15 protein-coding genes, 1 tRNA gene and 1 pseudogene are annotated in these 19127 nt (G+C 48.1%); 4 read left to right on the plus strand and 13 right to left on the minus strand.

Features of this window, described 5'->3' with window-relative positions; all coding sequences use genetic code 11:
* Positions 1–72: 72 nt before the first annotated feature.
* Together K0C01_RS11570 and K0C01_RS11575 are read right to left on the minus strand one after the other, a co-directional pair.
* Positions 73–705: an RAD55 family ATPase gene (locus K0C01_RS11570; RefSeq protein ID WP_221169850.1), complete on the minus strand. Its 633-nt coding sequence runs from the start codon at positions 703–705 to the stop codon at positions 73–75.
* Positions 706–864: 159 nt separating this feature from the next.
* Positions 865–1704: a geranylgeranylglycerol-phosphate geranylgeranyltransferase gene (locus K0C01_RS11575; RefSeq protein ID WP_221169851.1), complete on the minus strand. Its 840-nt coding sequence runs from the start codon at positions 1702–1704 to the stop codon at positions 865–867.
* A gap of 267 nt (positions 1705–1971) precedes the next feature.
* Here K0C01_RS11575 and K0C01_RS11580 point away from each other — a divergent pair.
* Positions 1972–2046, plus strand: a tRNA-Arg gene (locus K0C01_RS11580).
* Positions 2047–2287: 241 nt separating this feature from the next.
* Here the strand turns inward: K0C01_RS11580 and K0C01_RS11585 are convergent.
* The 4 genes from K0C01_RS11585 to K0C01_RS11600 all read right to left on the minus strand — a co-directional run bounded on the left by K0C01_RS11585 (position 2288) and on the right by K0C01_RS11600 (position 4110).
* A complete protein-coding gene (locus K0C01_RS11585; protein WP_221169852.1) occupies positions 2288–2704 on the minus strand; it encodes a PIN domain-containing protein in 417 nt (138 codons plus the stop codon).
* Positions 2705–2713: 9 nt separating this feature from the next.
* Positions 2714–2944 (minus strand): AF_0619 family ribbon-helix-helix protein, encoded by a 231-nt coding sequence (locus tag K0C01_RS11590; RefSeq protein ID WP_221169853.1) that lies wholly within the window; start codon positions 2942–2944, stop codon positions 2714–2716.
* Between the two features lie 525 nt (positions 2945–3469).
* Entirely contained in the window at positions 3470–3850 is a 381-nt protein-coding gene (locus K0C01_RS11595; protein WP_221169854.1) for a type II toxin-antitoxin system VapC family toxin, read from the minus strand.
* Positions 3850–4110: an AbrB/MazE/SpoVT family DNA-binding domain-containing protein gene (locus K0C01_RS11600; protein ID WP_221169855.1), complete on the minus strand. Its 261-nt coding sequence runs from the start codon at positions 4108–4110 to the stop codon at positions 3850–3852. The genes K0C01_RS11595 and K0C01_RS11600 overlap by 1 nt, the downstream gene beginning before the upstream one ends.
* Before the next feature lie 139 nt (positions 4111–4249).
* Here K0C01_RS11600 and K0C01_RS11605 point away from each other — a divergent pair.
* Positions 4250–5594 (plus strand): annotated as a pseudogene (locus K0C01_RS11605) (hypothetical protein); the annotation flags it as partial.
* 679 nt (positions 5595–6273) lie between these two features.
* On the opposite strand, the gene K0C01_RS11610 reads toward K0C01_RS11605, so the two are convergent.
* Positions 6274–7185, minus strand: coding sequence for a DUF1102 domain-containing protein (locus K0C01_RS11610; RefSeq protein WP_221169856.1), 912 nt, complete (start codon positions 7183–7185; stop codon positions 6274–6276).
* A gap of 193 nt (positions 7186–7378) precedes the next feature.
* On the opposite strand from K0C01_RS11610, the gene K0C01_RS11615 reads away from it, so the two are divergent.
* Positions 7379–9550 carry a S8 family serine peptidase gene (locus K0C01_RS11615; protein ID WP_221169857.1) on the plus strand — a complete coding sequence of 724 codons (2172 nt, stop codon included), beginning with the start codon at positions 7379–7381 and terminating at the stop codon, positions 9548–9550.
* An 84-nt stretch (positions 9551–9634) separates the two neighbouring features.
* Here K0C01_RS11615 and K0C01_RS11620 read toward each other — a convergent pair whose 3' ends face one another.
* Complete coding sequence (locus K0C01_RS11620) at positions 9635–11020, minus strand: restriction endonuclease (protein ID WP_221169858.1); 1386 nt, start codon at positions 11018–11020, stop codon at positions 9635–9637.
* 142 nt (positions 11021–11162) lie between these two features.
* On the opposite strand from K0C01_RS11620, the gene K0C01_RS11625 reads away from it, so the two are divergent.
* Complete coding sequence (locus K0C01_RS11625) at positions 11163–11951, plus strand: sulfite exporter TauE/SafE family protein (protein WP_221169859.1); 789 nt, start codon at positions 11163–11165, stop codon at positions 11949–11951.
* Between the two features lie 563 nt (positions 11952–12514).
* Here K0C01_RS11625 and K0C01_RS11630 read toward each other — a convergent pair.
* The 5 genes from K0C01_RS11630 to K0C01_RS11650 form a co-directional block, all read right to left on the minus strand.
* Positions 12515–13213, minus strand: coding sequence for a TOBE domain-containing protein (locus tag K0C01_RS11630; protein WP_221169860.1), 699 nt, complete (start codon positions 13211–13213; stop codon positions 12515–12517).
* Between the two features lie 26 nt (positions 13214–13239).
* Positions 13240–14049, minus strand: a complete 810-nt coding sequence (locus K0C01_RS11635; RefSeq protein ID WP_221169861.1) for an amino acid ABC transporter ATP-binding protein — start codon at positions 14047–14049, stop codon at positions 13240–13242.
* The gene (locus K0C01_RS11640; protein ID WP_221169862.1) at positions 14046–14774 is read right to left on the minus strand and encodes an ABC transporter permease; all 729 of its coding nucleotides are present in this window, start codon (positions 14772–14774) and stop codon (positions 14046–14048) included. The genes K0C01_RS11635 and K0C01_RS11640 overlap by 4 nt, the downstream gene beginning before the upstream one ends.
* 6 nt (positions 14775–14780) lie before the next feature.
* Positions 14781–15695 (minus strand): ABC transporter substrate-binding protein, encoded by a 915-nt coding sequence (locus K0C01_RS11645; RefSeq protein ID WP_221169863.1) that lies wholly within the window; start codon positions 15693–15695, stop codon positions 14781–14783.
* A 303-nt stretch (positions 15696–15998) separates the two neighbouring features.
* The gene (locus tag K0C01_RS11650; protein ID WP_221169864.1) at positions 15999–18704 is read right to left on the minus strand and encodes a cation-translocating P-type ATPase; all 2706 of its coding nucleotides are present in this window, start codon (positions 18702–18704) and stop codon (positions 15999–16001) included.
* Between the last annotated feature and the right edge of the window lie 423 nt (positions 18705–19127).

A 19127-nucleotide genomic window follows, 5' to 3' on the forward strand; every position in this document is an offset into this window, starting at 1 on the left:
GAAAATAATAGCTTCTCGCCATCAACGAACAGGACATGCAACAGGGAAAAGCAAGAGATGAACGTCACGAATTCACCGAGTTGGAAGTCCGGAACTACGGACGGTTTTCTTACCATCTTGCTCATCAACCTCAATCATACCATCGAAGAGCTGCTTGAGTGTATTCACTTCCTGCTCATCATGTGTTGTAGGATCAATGACATAAATTCCTAACGCGTCAGCACTCGAAATTCGGCCGGTGAATACGTGGAGAAATCGAAAAACCGTCTGTAGATCAGAGTACATAAGTAATGTTGAAATTGAGTGCAGCAAGACTCGATTGCGTTTAATTCCCTGATTTTCATAGAAATCTTCCAGTAATTCGGAGAGATTGATTCCAATTCCGGTCATATCAACAGGAGAAGATGCGTATTTGATATGCCGCGTATCTTCAGTATTACTCATCCCCTGCTGTCGACTTACGCAGTCGACTACTGCGACAGGAACATCATCAACAGATCGATTGATTCGATCCTCGTATTTTGAAAGCGTCTTCTTGGAATTATCTTTTGTTGTAACAATGATTGCCCCTTCATCATTGCGGGTTCCTTGGGCAAGAATGTCATATGCAAGAGATTGTTTGCCGGTCATAGGTGGGCCAGATATGAGAATATTCGACCCTGGCGCGATAACCGTATCCTCAAGCACATCTCCGATATCGTACATAAATACTATACCCCACATCCCTTCGCTGGGTTGGCTCTACGTAGAAGTACTTTTGATGGGCACATAGTATTTTTGATCCATTGGACGGCATGCTCGCACATTTTCTCCGACATAAGTACATTATATCTGCGCATAATGAGCGTATCGCTTTTGTCTGTTTTATGAAAGCACAACGGTGAGTCTGCCAACAATGAATGCTACTGCGGCAGCAAACATTGCGTACTTCATGTATATTTGTCCGATGGTTGGATCGTCATAACTCCGATAGCCAGCATATCCGAGCAAAGCGACAGCTGGAACCAGCACAACTAGATAGCCGATCTCCAATGCACCCTGTAGATACGGCATTGGACTCGCAAGAATAGCTATTGCAAGCAATCCGTTGCTAAGGTGTATTGCCTTTCGTTCACCGATTGCCATCGGGAGCGTGTAGAGATCCTCTTCACGATCCCCTTCGATATCTTCAACATCTTTTACGATCTCACGAGAAAGCGTCGCAAGTGCAGCGAGTAAGAACAATGCACCGACTGTCCAGTTGATCTGACCGATAGCCCCCGCCCCAAAGAGAAAAGTGCTTCCCCCAAGCCCGGCGACAATAACGTTTCCAGCACCTGGTAATCCTTTAAATACTGAGGTATATGTGAGTAGTGCAATAAGATTGATGCCCGCAATAATGAGTGCTGGTAGCGGCAGCGTTAGGGCTAACAGAACAGCAATAATCATTAGCGCAATGCTGAATACCAGCGCTTGTGTCGGTGATACTGCACCACGAGGAATTGGACGATCGGGTGCATTGATCTCATCAATCTCACGATCAAAGTAGTCGTTGACTCCATTTCCTGCACCGGTGGCCAGTACTGTTGCGCCAACCGCTGCTCCGACGGCAGCGATATCCGCTGGAACACCAGCGGCAACAAATGCGCCAATGAACGTCAGTACGCCAGCAACAAGCGCATTCACTGGACGTGTAATCTCGACCAGCCCGCGAATAGTCTCCATGTGTCTGGTAGGAATGCCCTCGGAGTAAAAAGCGACCGATTTGTTTTGCTGAATGTAAACACGTGATAAAGCATGGTGTACTGCTCCGGAGGTAATCCCCGAGACAGTTTGCCTGCTATCTCTGTAGGCGAGAATAGCTGATACTGAGACACTACGTTGATGCTATCAAAGAGGCCTGGGCTACGTTATGTATGAGTCTGCTAATCGAAACCAGACGTAGCGTTGAATCAGCACGTTTAAACCAATCCCCTGTTACTTTACATATGCGGGCGCTTAGCTCAGCTTGGACAGAGCGAGTGGCTTCGGACCACTAGGTCGCGGGTTCAAATCCTGCAGCGCCCATCCAGCGAACACTTCTTTCGGATTCACTGTACGGCGCTCCGATTGTACCCTGTATCTCGTCTGAACCCGTCAGATCCAGTGGTCCGTTTTGAGGACGAAGCCCCATTACGACGACGGGATACGTTGCTGCACGAACGCAAGGTGTTTGCTTTCGTCCGATAGCTGATGAGGCGAGTGGTATCCACGAGAATTCGCGTACAGCCAAACAGGTGGCCATTCAGAAAATTAATCGGCCATTGAGCTAGCGTGTGTCGAACAAGTCAATCACATCACTTGTCGAGTACGTCTCAACCAGATCCTGCTCCACGAAGTCGGAATCATCGCTCCAGATGGCCGCATCGCAGGCAATCGCGCAAGCCAGATAGAGCACATCGTCCGGATCGGTGTCCCCAATTGCTCTGTCCGCACTCTCGATGGCTGGATAAAACTCGCTGGCGGGGACAACATCGATATACTGGAATAAAAGATTGATGAACTGTGCCACTCGATCCGGTTCCATCCCGGATTTCTCGACGATCAGGTCCTGATAGTTCTCGATTTCGTCATGGACGAATGCGGGTGTCAACAGGTCTGGTTCGAGCGTGACGATGAGTTCTCGCGTTTTCGAATCAGCAATGAGTGCGGAGATGACGACATTGGCGTCGATGACTAGCTTCATTTGTTGTCTCTACGCTGATTTCTCGTCAACGCGCTTGCGTCCGCTCTCGTTGATTTTCTGAGCAATCTCCTCCACATCGCTCTCTGTGAGTTCGCTCTCATTAGTGAGTTCTTCCATCACTTCTAGGGTCTCAATCTTCTCTTGGATGGCCTGCCGCGTGACCTCACTCCAGTTGATTTCCGGATGCTTTTCCATGCGCTCTTTGAGGTCGTTATCCACGTTGACGGTAATGCTCGGCATACAGAAATCTATGAGCACACAGATTACTGTACTTTTCGGTGTATCTCAAATCCCTCCAATTCGAACGCCCCACGCCTCGGAGTTGATTCGTTCGACAGTCAATCCGGATCCTGCAGCGCCCACTTAGCCTCATGTTGCTCCGGATACGCAAGATGGCGTAGGAGTTTTTTTGAAATTTTGGGTGGAAAGGGGTAGAGTTTCAGGTTCGCAGTCTGGTCGGCATGACCAGACCGCTGGCGGGGTCGTCCGAAAATCAAAGATTTTCGTGATGACGAGACTCTTCGATTCTCGAACCACCAAGCCGCCGTCTCCGATCCCGGCATGTGATTCAGCGGTACCGGGCTGATCGGAATCCACAACCAGCGGCCCGAAGGGATGCAAGAGCGTAGCGAGCCGTTCCTCGACACAGATCGACTGACGGTCCAGCTGGTCAGCAACGAAGATATCTTCTTGTTCAAGACGATCGCAGGCCGCGACGACGACATCGAGGACATGAATATGCTCGTGCAAACCGGCCTCGATTACCTATCTCGATGTGGTATCTTCGAGCGAGATCCGGTCATCAGTAACATCGTCAAACGACTTATCGGATGAGATGATCGGATCACCGTTAGCGTAGGCGACGTGATAGGCATCAAAGGCGGTGAGACCATGCTGCTCCATGTAGTCTGCTGCCTGAAACAAAACTCTTTCATCTTCGGGCACAGACGCGATTTCGAGGGCATAGCTGAGCGCCTCCACCCTATCGAATTCGAATCGATCTGAGATCATCAGCAACTCCAGCAGTGTCCTTCGCGAGGTGTAAATCTCGCCGGCGTTTTCCCTTGCGATCGTCTCTGCTCGTTCTTGGAGCCAGTCGTCGTCCTTTACGAGTGCGATGAAAAAATCCGTGTCAGCGTAGATCATCAATGCTCCGGCTCAGCAACTTCCTCGATGGCATCCTTACGAGCAGCGTTGCGTGCTTCTTGTTTAATCTCCGCGATAGATTTTCCTTCGAAGGCATCGCCAACGGCGTCACGGAGTCCTTCTATTGGATCTTCTTTCAGGGGGATCAACTCAACCCGATCGTTGAGTTCGACGATGCGATAGCGATCTCCGTACTTTTCGCGGATCTCGTGTGGTATGACGATTCGTCCACGACCGTCAGCCTCGGCTGTTTTGCTCATGATGCTATTATCTAATTTGGGAGGATATAAAAACCTTCCCACGTATCAGTTTTAGTTCCCCAGAGTTCATGTCTGTCAACAACTCGATCCGGTTTCGTCCCGGATTTCTCGACGATCAGGTCCTGATGTTCTCGATTTCCGGATGGGAACGAGTAAGATGGACAAAGATACGGCGGACGAGTTCGGGACTAGCCTTCGGGACCGCGGCGCAACCGTCGAAGACCACAGCATCACCGCGCCGCTGAGTGCGTACACCAATCAGGTCAAGGAATCGACCGCCATCCCGACGATGTCAGTTCTTCCAGAGGCTGAGCAGGTCGTGATCGGTGAAGACGACGAGATGATTCTCGTTGCCACTGACGAACCCACACCAGAGGTTCTGGACCACTGTCTTGAAACGATCGAGGACTACATCGAGACTGTCAAGAACCACGGACATATCCAGTCGGAGACCGCAGTGATGGCGCAGATGTACGAGGCGTTCCTCTACAGGTTCTGGGGCCCCGTTCGCCAACCAGTACGCGGAGGCGATGTCGTCGCCATCGCGGACGCTTGAAAACGTCTTGCAGCACCTCTACATCGAAGGCAAAAGCGACGCCAGGAAGGACAAGCTCACCGAGTACATCCTTCGACTCATCTCTGACAACACCGTTATCTCAGGGATAGACGCAGACGAGGTCGGGGTTAAAGAGGTACGCGGTATCCGCGAGTGGGACACGTGCTTCCCGTACGCCATCATCGATGCAGAGAAGGAGAAGATTCAGCGGTGGAGCCCAATTCGGAACTACTGGGGCGACTGGACACCGACCAGCGTCGATCAGCCATGCTTGATCTTCACAACGAACGACGCGCTTCCGAAGTCGGAGTTCCGAAATCGGATGAAGATTCTGAGTATGGACGTTTCGTTCCCGTCTAACCCGGAGGATCCGGGGTTCCGCGAGGCACAAGAAGATCTCGCGGAGGTGCTGGAACGGCAAAACCCGATCTTCAGTTACATCGCTCGTCGGATGCTCACCGAACAGCCATGGACTGACGGCAATGGTACGGTAGAGGACGTTCGCCGTATCTTCCGAAAATTCTACGAGGAAGCCGACCGACTCCAGCCAGAATACTTCCCCGCTGAGGAACCGGCAGAGAAAACATACGACACGGGACGGATCAAGTGGCAGCGAGACATTCGGGGCGGTCGTGTCACGTTCAAGTCTGAACCAGATGCCATCACAGCTGAATTCGACCGCGAAGAGTACGAGGTGTACGACTACGAAAAACGTTTGCCCAAGCGGTTCATGTCTGAGAGGTCCTCCACAAGTGTCTACATCGGCGCACCAGAGGAATTCGCCGAGTGGATCGGATACTCCGTTGACGAGTTACTAAATGGTGCTACTGAGACGAACACTGATGTCTCCCAGCAGAATAGAGGATCGAGAGACGGCGAGGCTAAGGCTGAATCAACCGGCTTCCTCACACGATTGCTTGGCAGGTGACCGATCCTATAGTTACCGGTATAATTGCGGTTGTGACGCGAAGGTACCAATCGTGAGCTGACCACAGTTCCTCGATGGCTTCGTCGATACAGTAAACACAATGCATTCAGCGAGTGAATTCATGAATCATCGACCGACATTCTCTCTTGGTGAAGTACCTCGGGGGCAAGCCCCGAGGCTTCCGTGTTTGGGTCTGCACCGCACTGCACCGGCAACGGAATTCAATTCCTCCCGACCTTCCCTGACGGGTCGGCTGGAATTCACACCCGAACACTCGATATGTCCGTGGGAGTCGGCGGCTCCACCACCACCCGACAACTCCCGTCTCACGCCCAATGGACGGTGTTGAGAGGCGTCGCAGTTCCAATCCAACGACCAGCGAAGGAATTGAGGTCTTCCACTCCATACTTTGAGAGGTCGTTTTCTGGCCGTTGTCTGTGTATTACCACTCGAAATACGTAAATTTGTGTAAGATCGTGACGGCATTCATCCTCGGGGTCAAGTGGTTCGAGACGCAAAGCGTCTCGTCATCATGGAAATCTCCGATTTCCAAACAACCCCGAGGCACTCTGCCTAATTCTCTGGTAGATTTCTCGAATCTAGCAGTCGAGAGGCTACTTCCTGGATTATCCATTTGCCCCGTGCTATGCATTCTTTTCAGTGACTGTTTGGCAGAGTGTTAATCTGCTGTTAGCGTATTATATGCCTCATCAACTGCGGTCCGTCCGAACCCGATTTTTGTGTTGTTTTGACTTGGTTCTTCGACATCGGGGTCCTCAATTCCTGCTCCTGTCTCAAAGAGACTGCTTTTGACCTCTTCCCGGTCCAGATTTCTTGAGAGATTAAATGTGATGGAAAATGTGCTTGACCGCTGACCTGTGTTTGTAACAAGCACTGAAACGTCAAACTCTTGTTCGGTGGTGATGGTCGCGGTGGATCCTTGCCCGTCGATATCTAAGTTTGAAAGGAGAGCTGTCGCTTCCCCTGTGTCAACTTCAACATCGGCAACAATCTTAATTTCGCCCTCTACCAGCAGCTCATCTTGGTTAGCATTGACTGTTTCTGCGTTTGTGATAGAACTACCAGCGCCGGTATCAATGAGCAGGCCAACGTCAATACACTGGCCTAACTCAAGTTCGACAGGCTCAAACTGATCAACACCTGCAGCCTCGGTAATAGATGTGATGCCAGTGTCATCTGTGCTTGTTCCCGATCCAGCATAGAAAACAACTTCACTATCGCCAGTATCGAGATTAGTAGCATCAATGAATAAGGCAGTACCTTCTTTGCCTTGATTGCATACGTTGATCAGGCTATCAAAGAACGTTAACGAGTTTGAATTGACTCCCTCCCCACTGTTTGGATTCTCATCGATATCGATTTCAATATGTCCGTTGTCATCTTTCTCTACATAATTATCTCCATTTGGTGAGTCGCCCGGTGAGAGCCCAAGATACGCGTTCTCATCGTCTACGACCTGAACGTTTGCTACTCTGTGTGATTCAACTTGTGTGAATGCTCCAGAACCAACAATTGTAGCTCCACCAATAGTTGCACTGCCTGTACCTATCAAGAACTTGCGCCGTTTCATAATTATGGGTTTTTTATTCTGGAAACTCTCCCTCAGAGATCCATACCAGTATAAAATACTTAGTACCACTTCTGTAATTGCTGATTATAAGCGGATAACCAGTCCATACTGTGCGTTTCTCCTACTGACGGGGAGATCAATGTTGAGACAACCAGCGCTTAATTAAGTGGACAAAGTGTCTATCTGATCAACGATGAGCAAAGAAGGCGAACGTTCTTCGATTGGTGTCTCAGTCGAGCGAAAGCTTCCTGACCCCATAGAAACCCAAGTCACCGAGCGGATGCGTTTGCAAGTACATACGGAGCCAGATTCACAGGATGCTGCAATTGCAGCCATTCAGAATGCTGGGGGAAAAGTGCTGGCTAGTTACGACACGCTGGTAATAGCAGACGTACCTGTAGCCAACATCAGAGAGATGGCGGGGTCAGATGCGATCCGGCTGGTAAACGAGTTTGTTTCTCCGGAACCACACGGTAATCCAAAGCCTAATATTAGGCATACAGATGTCGATCTCAAAATACAGGAAAGCAGCATACCAGAAAGAAATAATCTTCCCCAAACCGAAGGACGAGAAATTATCGGTGCAGATGTGCTTCAGGAACAAGGGATAACTGGGGCAGGAACGACAGTAGCAGTGCTTGATGTTGCTCCATTTAATGTTGACAATGAACAGTATTCTGAACAAGTCATCGCAACGATCGGGGCTGAAGAGGGGGACTCTCTTTTTGATTTTGCTTATCGACAACCTGGCGGACATGGAGACGCCTGTGCGGATATTCTTTCGGTGATTGCTCCCGATGCAGAGCTTATTCTTGTAGACCACAGGCTCCTAGATGGTGGAGTGATAGAAGCCTTGGATATCCTCGAAACTGAGTTCCCCGAGGTGGATGTAGTGAGCTATTCAGTTGGTTTTCTTCCAGATTTTCGCATTGATGGACTGGATCCAATTAGTCTTCGAATAGCTGAGTTCACAGAGAACACAAATGCCGTTTTCGTCAATTCTGCTGGCAACTCCGCTGCAGTAGAAGAGGCATTCTTGTTCGATCCCGAGTTGGGTCCGATTTCACTACCACAGGAGAATGGTGACGCATATGACTCAAAAGGGGATGCTGTGTTCAATGAAAATAATCTTCTGGAATTTGATGCTAATTTTACGGAGAACTTGGATTTCCCTACACGACTACCAGTCGAGACGTTTGCTGACGTGACATCAACCGCAGCTAATGGGTCAACAAGTAATATCGGCTGGATAATTGTTCACTGGGACGCGGAACCGGAAATTGACGATCAGGTATATGAAGCACGGGTATATCAAACTCCAGAAGCAGATAACCCAGTTGAGACTTCCCGAACTGCCAATCCCTGGGAAACAATTGTTGTCAGATCCGAGTGGTTCGAAGGTGAAACAACAGTCACCATGGATGTTGAGGAAGATACATGGGTCGTCAAGGAGGTTGTCGGAGAGGCAGATATTGCGCCAACAAATGAGCCCAATCCCAGGTTGAGTTTTCCAGACGGGCAGCGGATTACAATCAGAAACGAGGCGTGGGATGAACATCCACTTGAATTTCAGGATAGAAACGGAGAAACACTACTGAGTCAAGAAACGGAAGGTAGGCTCGAAACTGTTGATCTCATTGACTGGCAGCAAGACAATGAAGAGGTAGCGTTCACCATTACCAGTGACCTCTCAGCTGAGCTTGCTAGTTATGTCTCCACCAAGGACGAAGGAAGAATAGCCGGATCTGCAGAGTCTGCACAAGCACTTCCCATATATGTCGAAGTTGAAGAAATCGATGCTGATGAGAATCACCATTTCGATGTCTGGGGGCAGTTCGATAATGTCAATATTCCGACCCCATTTGCGACTGATGAGCGAACTGTAGGAATTCCGGCCCTGAGCCAGGACTCAAGTCTGCTATCAGTTGGTGCTGTTCAGGCGGTTGACTTAGGTGATGCTGAAGGACAGGCAAACACGGCTTTTAACCTGACAAGCGGCGAGTTGAAAAGCTATTCTTCACAGGGCCCCACACAAGATGGCCGACGTGGTATCGATCTAGCTGGCCCTTCAAATGTATCAACAAACGCACGTGGTGCTGTAGACAAAATCCCGCTTGGGGCTTTAGCCTTTAACGGGACTTCGGCTGCTGCCCCACACATTGCTGGGGCTGCTTCATTGCTATATCAGGCTGCCTCTGAGACACTCTTCACCCAGGAGACGGAAAGTGAGCTACTTTCTCCCGGTGAAGCTGATGAGGTAACTGCCACAGTTGGTGCAGAGGTAATAACAAGTCCAGGTGAGTATGTGATCAATGTAATCACTAACGACGATGAGATCCAGGGCCATTTGACAGTTAACGAGTAATAGCCTACAATTAACTCTTGTCTCAAAACAAATACGACGAGAGAGTAGATAGCTACTCTCAATAGGTATTTTGCTGACTCAAATCTAGACGAATAAGAAAAACATGGCAGCAAGTAAGATTAGTGTCACTGCCGCAACCCCTGTTTTGTTGATGCTGAGTTTCTCAACGATGCCTTTCTCTGCAACTTCGTTCTCATATTGTTGACGAGTTTCTTCGGATCTGAAGTGCTTTTTTGCTCCAACAAAACGATCACCAACCGAGCACTCAACACAGACGGGGTCTCCAGTCACCTCATCGTGACGCATGTGTCGCTCAGCAACGATTGTTTTACACTCTGGACAGAAAGCATAGGTCGGACTACCAAGCGACTCTCGAATTGCAGTTGCAGCTGCTGGAATGGTGTCGATTCCACCTCTCCCTTCTTCGGCAAACCTGCATTTTTCGATTGTATTATCCATAATCCACGCATCATCGTCGGTGGCAAACCAGTCAATCGCATATGTTCGTCTGTTCATTTTGATGCTTGCGTCTACCCTGGAAACGTAGAATGGTTGCAACATCTCGACAGTAACATCATCAGCCGAGGGAACGCATTCTTTGCTATAGGTCTGATTGTTGTCTCCAGTGTATGTTACCGTTTCAGTCAACCGGTCTACTTCCTGTTGTTTGACCCACTCTCGAAACTCTTGATCCGTCCCCTCAAACCGACGCCGGTTAATATTATCCACAACATCTTCATATCGGTCTTCATTTATTTCGTGAATGTCCGAGTTTAGCTCATATTCAGAGACGATCTCATTGAGCTCATCAGGAAGTCCTTTGAGATTTGAGCTTGTCCCGTCGATAACAAACTGATTTGTATCATTAACCGTATGGATGACACCAGCGCCTGTCTCAAATACTCGGGTCGTATTTGTCACAACGGCATTCACCGGGTGAAGTGAAATCGTGGTAAATGGCTCAGGGACATCATCAGGGGATAGGTACTTGATCCGGTCAATTGCTTTGTAAAATTCATCTAATAGATCCTGAGAATGTGGCGGCTGTAACACATTGTCTGTAACAATTTCTACGCGGCCATTGTAGAGGTCCATCCCAACGTTGTCTGCGACTTCTCGGAGTCGCTGCCCATCGAAAATCTCAATTCCGACCTTCTCAGCATATTTGATTGCTGGATTTGTTAACCGACCAGTTGTAGCAATCATTCCTCGCTTCGGGCCATCATAGTCGTATGTGCGAACTGCTGAGTCGAGTTTCTGTATAACTGGTCGGCCCACAGTATCCGTGTGCTTGCACTCGACCACAACTGCCGTGTTTTGTCCGTTAGATGATGAATCGATCATCGTGATGTCCCGGCCCTTGTCAGCAGTTCGACGTGATCTCTCAACATCTTCGTATCCAAGGTTTCTGAAAACATTACACATCACCTCTTCAAATTCGAACCCGCCGACTTCATCGAGTATTGGCATGTATTATTCTATGATTCTGCGTCTGGTATAAAATGGTTGACTATTCAGTTGAACGAAATCCTCTTGGTAAATGTTCATCGGAAACCATGGTCTTTTCCGGAGTCAGTGTTCTTTATCCAGAATAGCTCATAAGACGCTTACTTTGTCAGTTTCGTTTGGAATCACGGCGGTTAGCCTCATGGCACTGCTGTTCTTCTTTGCAGCAATTGTCGAAGGGAGTTCTGGGTTTGGCTTTCCAGTTATCAGTACAGTTACTCTCGCATTGTTTATTGACCTGCAGCTTGCAGTTATCCTTGCGATTCCTGGGATCGTTGCTGCGAATATCAAACTCGCTCGCAGTCTTTCTCCCCGACAAAAGGAGGAAGCTGCGACACGCTTCTGGCCACTGATCGGATCAATATTAGTATTCTCCGTGCTTGGACTATTCGTGATTGATGATATTCCAGTCAATGCGATTGAGTTTGGGCTCGGGATAATTACGCTTGGATTTGCAATTTATAAACAGCCCTTCTTTGAGATTCCTATCAGCGATGAGCCATCTGACAATCCTCCATTTGGGGGAACTGGATCGATGATTGTACTGGGCGGAATATTCGGGCTCATCTTTGGGATGACAAACGTCGGAGTGCAAATTGTTGCGTACCTGAAAACGCGTCCACTAAGCCACTTGTTTTTTATTGGAGTTGTTGGAATCGTATTCTTCGGGGTGAACATTATTCGATTTATTGGGGCAGCTGTAGGAGGTCTATATCCAACGTTGACAGTTATCGGCATTGCCCTATTATTGATGATTCCTGCATACATTGGTGCGCTTATTGGAATCCGATACGGTCGTCAACTGTCACTATATCGAATCCGAGCACTCGTTGCAGTTGTGTTGACGATCGTTTCACTGCGTCTCATTGGTTTTCCAATACTTCAGTTTATCTGAGTAACTTCATCGATTACTGCCGCACTAAAAACAATAATTAAGCAACCAGCCGATGTGCAGTGACTAGCGTAGTTGCGCTGATTGTCATACGAGGAATCACTATTGGAGGGCAGCGTATGATAGGCTGTCTATCCTACGGGCTTTGGAAACTCATTGTTGTCATTGTCCCCCTTCTACAGGCGGAGCAGGCCGAGTGCCTCAGGGCTTGACAAAAGGTGGCTTACAATACTGACTAAAGATTACGTCTTGCTATCGCTAAGCTAACCAGATACCCGGGTACTATATAATCAGAAGATAAATAGCACCAGTCACGATCAGGAGTGCTAATCCATAAACTGCCACACTGACAATAAACGATGCGATTCTAAACGGCAGCAGAATAAGTTTTAGAGGGAGCGTTATGATCGTCCAAAGTACGCTGATAAGCTTTCCAATCATATTTACATGTTATTTGGCTAGCCTCATCAGCTTTGGTGCATTTCAACATAGTTGTTCAGGGATACAGCCAGTGTTATCATAACTATATGATGGTTATTATTCTCAAACAACCAAATTGCTGGTCTTCACTCTGGTGTTGGGGTTAGTCGTGTTGCTGTTGCCTTCCATGATAGTGTTACGTCACACCCTTTAGCTAAATTAAGTCGATTTGTGCTCTCCGCTGTGATCATGGCTTGAAATGTGATGCTCTCAACATCAATCTCTACTGTATGCACTGTCTCGCCTTCCTGAATCGCTGTAACAGTTCCAGATAGACGATTTCTTGCACTTGTTGTATTAGGGTTTGGATCTGCGACCGGATCAAAAACAGTTAGTGAATCTGCTCCCACCCGAACCTGAACGGCATCACCAATATTTACGCCATCGTGTAGCCCGCGTACGGTGCCGAGATCTGTTCTTACATCTGCCAATTCGCCAGAGATTGATGATACTGTCCCCTCAAGAACTGTTTCAGGAACTTGTGCGGTTGCAGTGAGGGCTGCCTGCAGTCGTTCATATTGATTTAGCAATTGTGTAGCTGTGTCAGTTAACTTGCTCCCGCCCCCGTCTTTTCCACCACGCTGTCGTTTGACGAGCTTGCCAAATACGTCTTCAAGCTCGTCAATTCGAGAGAGTTCACGTGCCCGTGACCGCCCGAGATTTGTCGATGCCTTAGCTATTGATCCGGTCTGGTCTATTTCCTTGAGTAATATAGCATCCCGCTTGTCGAATTCAATCCCCTTCCGCACAAGCGTGGCACTTCCCTGTCCGCTTATTTGTTCCATTGTTAGAACCTATTTGTTGGCTAAACTTAATATACAAGCTCTCCATCAATGAACTTGCGTGCTCGAGGGTCATTGGGGTTCGTAAAGACACGCTCAGTGGGACCAGTTTCGATAAGTTGCCCCTCAAGCATTACTGCGACCCGATCAGCAATGCGCTTTGCTTGATTCATGTCATGTGTAGCAATTGCAACACCCATTCCGCGCGTACGTGCGGTATTGATTGCATCTTCGATCACGGCAGTATTTCTTGGATCTAGATCTGAGGTAGGCTCATCAAGAAGTAGAAAGTCAGGATCATATGCAAGTGCACGAGCAAATGCCACCCGCTGAGCTTCCCCGCCTGAGAGTGATTCAGCTGATCGGGTCTCTGCGTTTGCAAGACCAACAATATTGAGTGCCTCAGTAACCTCGTGACTAGTCTTCTCGCCGGTCATTCGCGAAACCCATCGTCTAAGCCGATCACGCCAGCTCTGTCGAATATGCCGTCCATAGTTCACATTCCGACGAACAGTTGTATCAAAGAGATTTGGTTCTTGAAACACCATCCCAATACGCCGTCTAACCCTGAGCCGTTCACGTTTCGATAGCTCCCACACGTTGGTGTTATCTATTTTAACTGATCCTGTGTCTGGACGATGAAAACATGCCAAAAGTCGTAGGAGGGTTGTCTTTCCGGTTCCAGAAGGACCGATAACTGCTACTGTTTTCCCTGGCTCAATGGTGAGGGTTACGTCATTAAGGACATCAGAATCACCGAAACCACAACGAACATTTTCGACTCCAAGTCCATCAGCTATCGTTCGTTTGTTGTTTTGACGCTGCTGTTGTTGGATCATGTACGACCACCGCCCAGTCGGAGAACGATACCATTGATTATCAGCACAAGTATCACAAGCACCGCACCGAGGATCATTGCTAGCTCAAAGCGACCTTGTCTGGCCTCAAGCTGGATTGCAGTAGTTAACGTTCGTGTCACGGAGGTCCCATCAGCACGCACAATGTTGCCACCGACGATGAGAACTGATCCAACTTCGCTAATTGCCCTTCCCAGTCCAGCTAAAATCCCAGTCGCTATGCCATAACGGGCTTCTTTGATCGTTGCCAGTGCAACATCAAGACGTGTTCCCCCCATCGCATACGCAGCATCTCGAACACCATCGTCAACGCTGGTGACAGCAGCAAGACTAATGCCAGTGATAACCGGAGCAGCTAAAATAATCTGCGATAAGATCATTGCCTCTTTTGTAAACATCAGATCAAATGTCCCGAGCGGTCCTTGGTTTGAGACGGCAAACAATACAATGAGACCAACAACCACACTTGGGAATCCCATCCCTGTGTTAATGACAGCAACGACAAGCTGCTTACCATGGAAATCTGAAAAACCAACGAACATTGCAATTGGTAAGCTCACAAGGGTGCTAATCAGGACAGCGGTAAGGCTCACGTACAATGAAACGTAGATAATACTTTGAATGTAGTTCCAGTCAAATGGGAAATTGATAAACAACGGCGTAATGTGTCCTACGATAGGGACGACCTGTGGCACTGTTTCAATCATGTGTGATCATTCTTCGTCTGGCTTCCATTCTTTGGGAACATATTGCTGGAATTTCGGCTGCTCTGAAATTGATTCTGGAAAAAACAGTCGCTCGCCATCAACCGTATATTCCTCAATAATCTCTTGACCCTTCGGGGATGTGATAAATCCGATGTACGACATTGCGAGGTCGTACTTGACGTCCTTGTGGAGAGTGGGATTTACAGCGACGATACCATACGGGTTTGCAAGGATGTCTGGACCATTTTCAATTGGGCCTTCAACATGAATTGAAAGGGTGTCAAGCTCAGACCGCTGCGATAAGTAAGTTCCTCGATCAGACAGTGTATATCCAGAGTCAATATGCGCTTGATTTAGTGCTTCCCCCATTCCGCTTCCAATCTCACGGTACCATTCGCCGCCGCGTTTACCTTGACTTTTGTCCCAGATTTCACATTCCTTTGTATGTGTTCCAGAATTATCGCCACGTGAAATAAAGATAGCTTTATTCTCAGCGATCTCCTCAAATGCTTTCGTCACTTGATTCATATCATGTATGCCGGCCGGATCGTCTTCTGGGCCGACAACAATGAAGTCATTAAACATAAGATCACGACGATTAACCCCATCCCCGTCTTTGAGAAACTTATCCTCAAGCGAGCGGGCATGGACCATCACAACATCTACGTCACCTGACCGTGCGGTTTCAAGTGCTTGGCCAGTTCCTTGCGGAATAGCATCAACTGTGGTGCCGAATCGCTCCGCAAATGCAGCATTCAGCTCATGCAATAGCCCCGTGTTGTATGTGCTTGTTGTTGTAGAAAGAGTAAGTGTCTGGTCAAGAATTTCGGCGTCACTTTCTTCGCCACCCCCGATGCAGCCTGCCATTGTTGCTGTTATCCCGCCAGCAGTGGTGGCGAGAAACTGGCGCCGTTGAATCATTAATGATACAATGGTTTTACACAGCACTACTTACCATTTTCGGAGGATGAGTAACAACGTCTACTTAATATTCAGGGATGAATAACCAATATTGTAAACACCACGGCATACGGGCTGGGTAGGCAGTTTGCTCACTACTTCGAGGTCAAAGCCCTGTGATATTCGGCTCAATCGCGTATAAAAGCTGTAACTGTTACAGATTGACTTCTTCCACACGGCTAAAGCTGATGGGCCATTCGCCTTGGACTTCTGTAAGTTCCCATAGTGAAGTAGCGTCCGACGAGAGAGAAGGATGGAGTTAGTTTACTCTGGAATGGATTGCTCTCTTCTCCACCGCTTGTGCAGTTCTGCAACTACCACTACGGTGGGTGCAATCAGCAGAATTCGGGCCCACGTCTCAGCCCTGATTGGCTCGACTCCGAGTAGGAGTTGGGTCGGGGCAGCGTGAATAACAATTAAGTGCACTACTAACGCTGTGATTGTTCCTACAAGAAGAAGTGGATTTGAGAAGGGACTTTTCTTAAAAATTGAGCGTGTTTCGGATCGAGCCGTACCAAGAAACAATGCCATTGAAACAACCATCACTGTAAGAGTCGCTGTCTGGGCGTATCCGAGCGTAGCCCCTCCTGTAAACACATACCAAAAGACAGCAACAGCAAGAACTGCAAGCCATATCCCGACGATAACAGTTCTCTCAAGGATTTCTCTCGAAAGTACTCCGGCATCAGGCTGGAGAGGAGGCCGCTCATACTGCTCTTGCTCTCCAGGCTCGAATGCCATCGCAACATCTTGAATACCGTTATTGACAACATTTAGCCACAACGCCTGTGCCGGAAGCAAAAGCAATGGAAAAAGACCAACATCATCTCGAGGAAGTACGCCTACGATAGCGAGCAGAAATGCCGCAAGGATTGCTAGTACAAGTGCAACACCGGTTGCAAGAAGGAACATCGTTGCTTTACGAATATTAGAGAATACAGTGCGGCCCTCCTCAACAGCAGCGTAGATTGTAGCAAAATTATCATCGGTAAGGACCATCTCACTTGCTTCTTTTGCAACATCTGTTCCGGTAATTCCCATTGCTGCGCCAATGTGTGCTGCTTTTAGTGCCGGGGCATCATTCACGCCATCTCCGGTGACTGCTACGGTCTCCCCATCCGCCTGAAGTAACGTAACGATCCGGTGCTTTTGCGCGGGACTGATACGGGCAAAAACGGCTGTATCTCTGAGACGCGCAGTTAGTTCTTGATCAGAGAGTTGGGACACTTCCTCTCCTGTAAGGACTTTATCTGACTTAATTCCAACCCGTTCTGAAATTGCCTGTGCTGTTTTCGCATGGTCACCAGTAATCATCTTAACATCAATGCCAGCACGGTAACACGAGTCGATTGCCTCTGATACCCCTGATCGGGGTGGATCAATCATTCCTGCAAGTCCAAGAAATGTTAGTCCTTTGGGTTGTTCAGTGTTTGTTACATCCCCTTTAGCCCGAGCCATCCCGATAACACGCAGTCCGTCACCAGCAAGCTCTTCTGCCTTTGTAAGTACCTCCTTGGAATTAAGCGAGGATTCTCCGCTTGATGTCAGCATTGTATCACACATTCCGATAACCCGCTCAGGGGCACCCTTAACATATGTAACCACATCATCCTCCACTCGATGTGCAGACGCAGTGTATTGGCGGTCTGATTCAAATGGTATATAGCTGATTTGTGGATACCTCTGTGTCAATTCATGTTGCTTGAGACCTGCCTTTCGACCGGCAACAAGCAGTGCAGTTTCTGTAGGATCACCTACTGGATCGAATGACCCGTCGTCCTGTTCCTCAAGCGAGGCTTCATTTGCTAGCGTGGCAGCAAGTAGAGTTTCATACGCCGGTGTCCCCTGCTTTATTGTAATCTCTGTCTCATTACAGAAGAATTCACTTTCCCCTGAGCTGTCTCCATTAGTCACGTTGATAAGATTACCAGCAGTCCACAGCTGCTGAACCGTCATGCTATTTTCAGTAATCGTTCCGGTTTTATCCGAAACAATAACACTACAGGATCCGAGCGTTTCAACCGCTGGAAGTCGTCGGATAATAGCGTTACGCCCAGCCATTCGGCGGACACTGACCGCCAGTGCTACCGTCATTACGACTGGCAAGCCTTCTGGTATCGCTGAAACTGCTGTAGCGACGGCAAGTAAGAATACATCTGCAACCGGTATACCCTGCCAGAATCCAATCCCGAATAGGAGAACAGCAATGACAAGAATAGCAACGCTGATCCGATTAGCAAACCGATGCATTCGTGTTTGGAGAGGTGTTGCGACACGCTCGGTTTCACGAACTTTTCCCGCAATTGTTCCAATCTGGGTCTCTGCACCAGTTGCCACCACGACCCCAACACCGCGCCCTGAAGCAACTGAAGTCCCCATGTAAGCCATATTCTCTCGGTCAGCGACTGTGTATTCTGATTTGATAGGATCTATCGACCGAGAGACAGGAACTGACTCACCGGTTAACACCGCAGTATTGAGATGTAGTTCATTTGCTGCAATCAGGCGAAGGTCTGCTGGAACAATATCGCCCGATTCCAGTAACACAATGTCCCCAGGGACCAATTCCGTGCTATCTACTTCGGTTACGTCGCCGTCTCTACGGACCCGTGCTTTCGGTGAAATGAGCGATGCCAAGGCTGCCATCGCGTTTTCTGCTCGATATTCCTGAATGAACCCAATGACGGCGTTGATAACAAGCACGAGCCCGATGACAGCTGCATCAGCATAGTGATCGATTATGATTGTGATGATAAAGGCGATAATCAAAATGTAAATGAGGGGGCTAGTGAACTGATGGAGAAGAATTTTAATAAGGCTAATCTCTTCACCTTCACCAATGGTATTCGGTCCATATTGTTCAAGACGTTGTGTTGCCTTCTCACTGCTTAACCCGTCTTGAGTTGACTCGATTTCATCGAGTGTTTCATCAACAGTTGCAGCATGCCATTTGGTCTCACCCATTCCCATACATTAATTACAAAAAAGTAACTAAAAGTCTATGGTTCCTTTATCTCTTACAGGCTAAGTCCCTGCCATACTCGCCCCTGCCGTTCATTCATTGAGAACGGGAACGTAGCCTGGAGATGTTGAAAATAACAGCACACATAAATATGATAATTTTTAACATATATTAGATTAGCGTAGCAGTAATAACCTCATTCAGAGACAGACAAACACTAACTCAAGAATAAATATGCCTTTACAATCGCTTGGTCAGCTAGCAGCGGTTTTGCTGGGGTTGGTTCTTTGTTTGATTGTATCAAAGCAGAACCGTCGTACATACTTCGCGTTCTTGTTCATATTAGTTTACGTTATAGCTCATGTAGCAAACAGATTATCTCAATTTTTTAACGTATATTCGGTATTAGATCTTGGATTATCCTATAACTG

The sequence above is a fragment of the Salinarchaeum sp. IM2453 genome, assembly GCF_019693215.1.
GTDB lineage: Archaea > Halobacteriota > Halobacteria > Halobacteriales > Salinarchaeaceae > IM2453.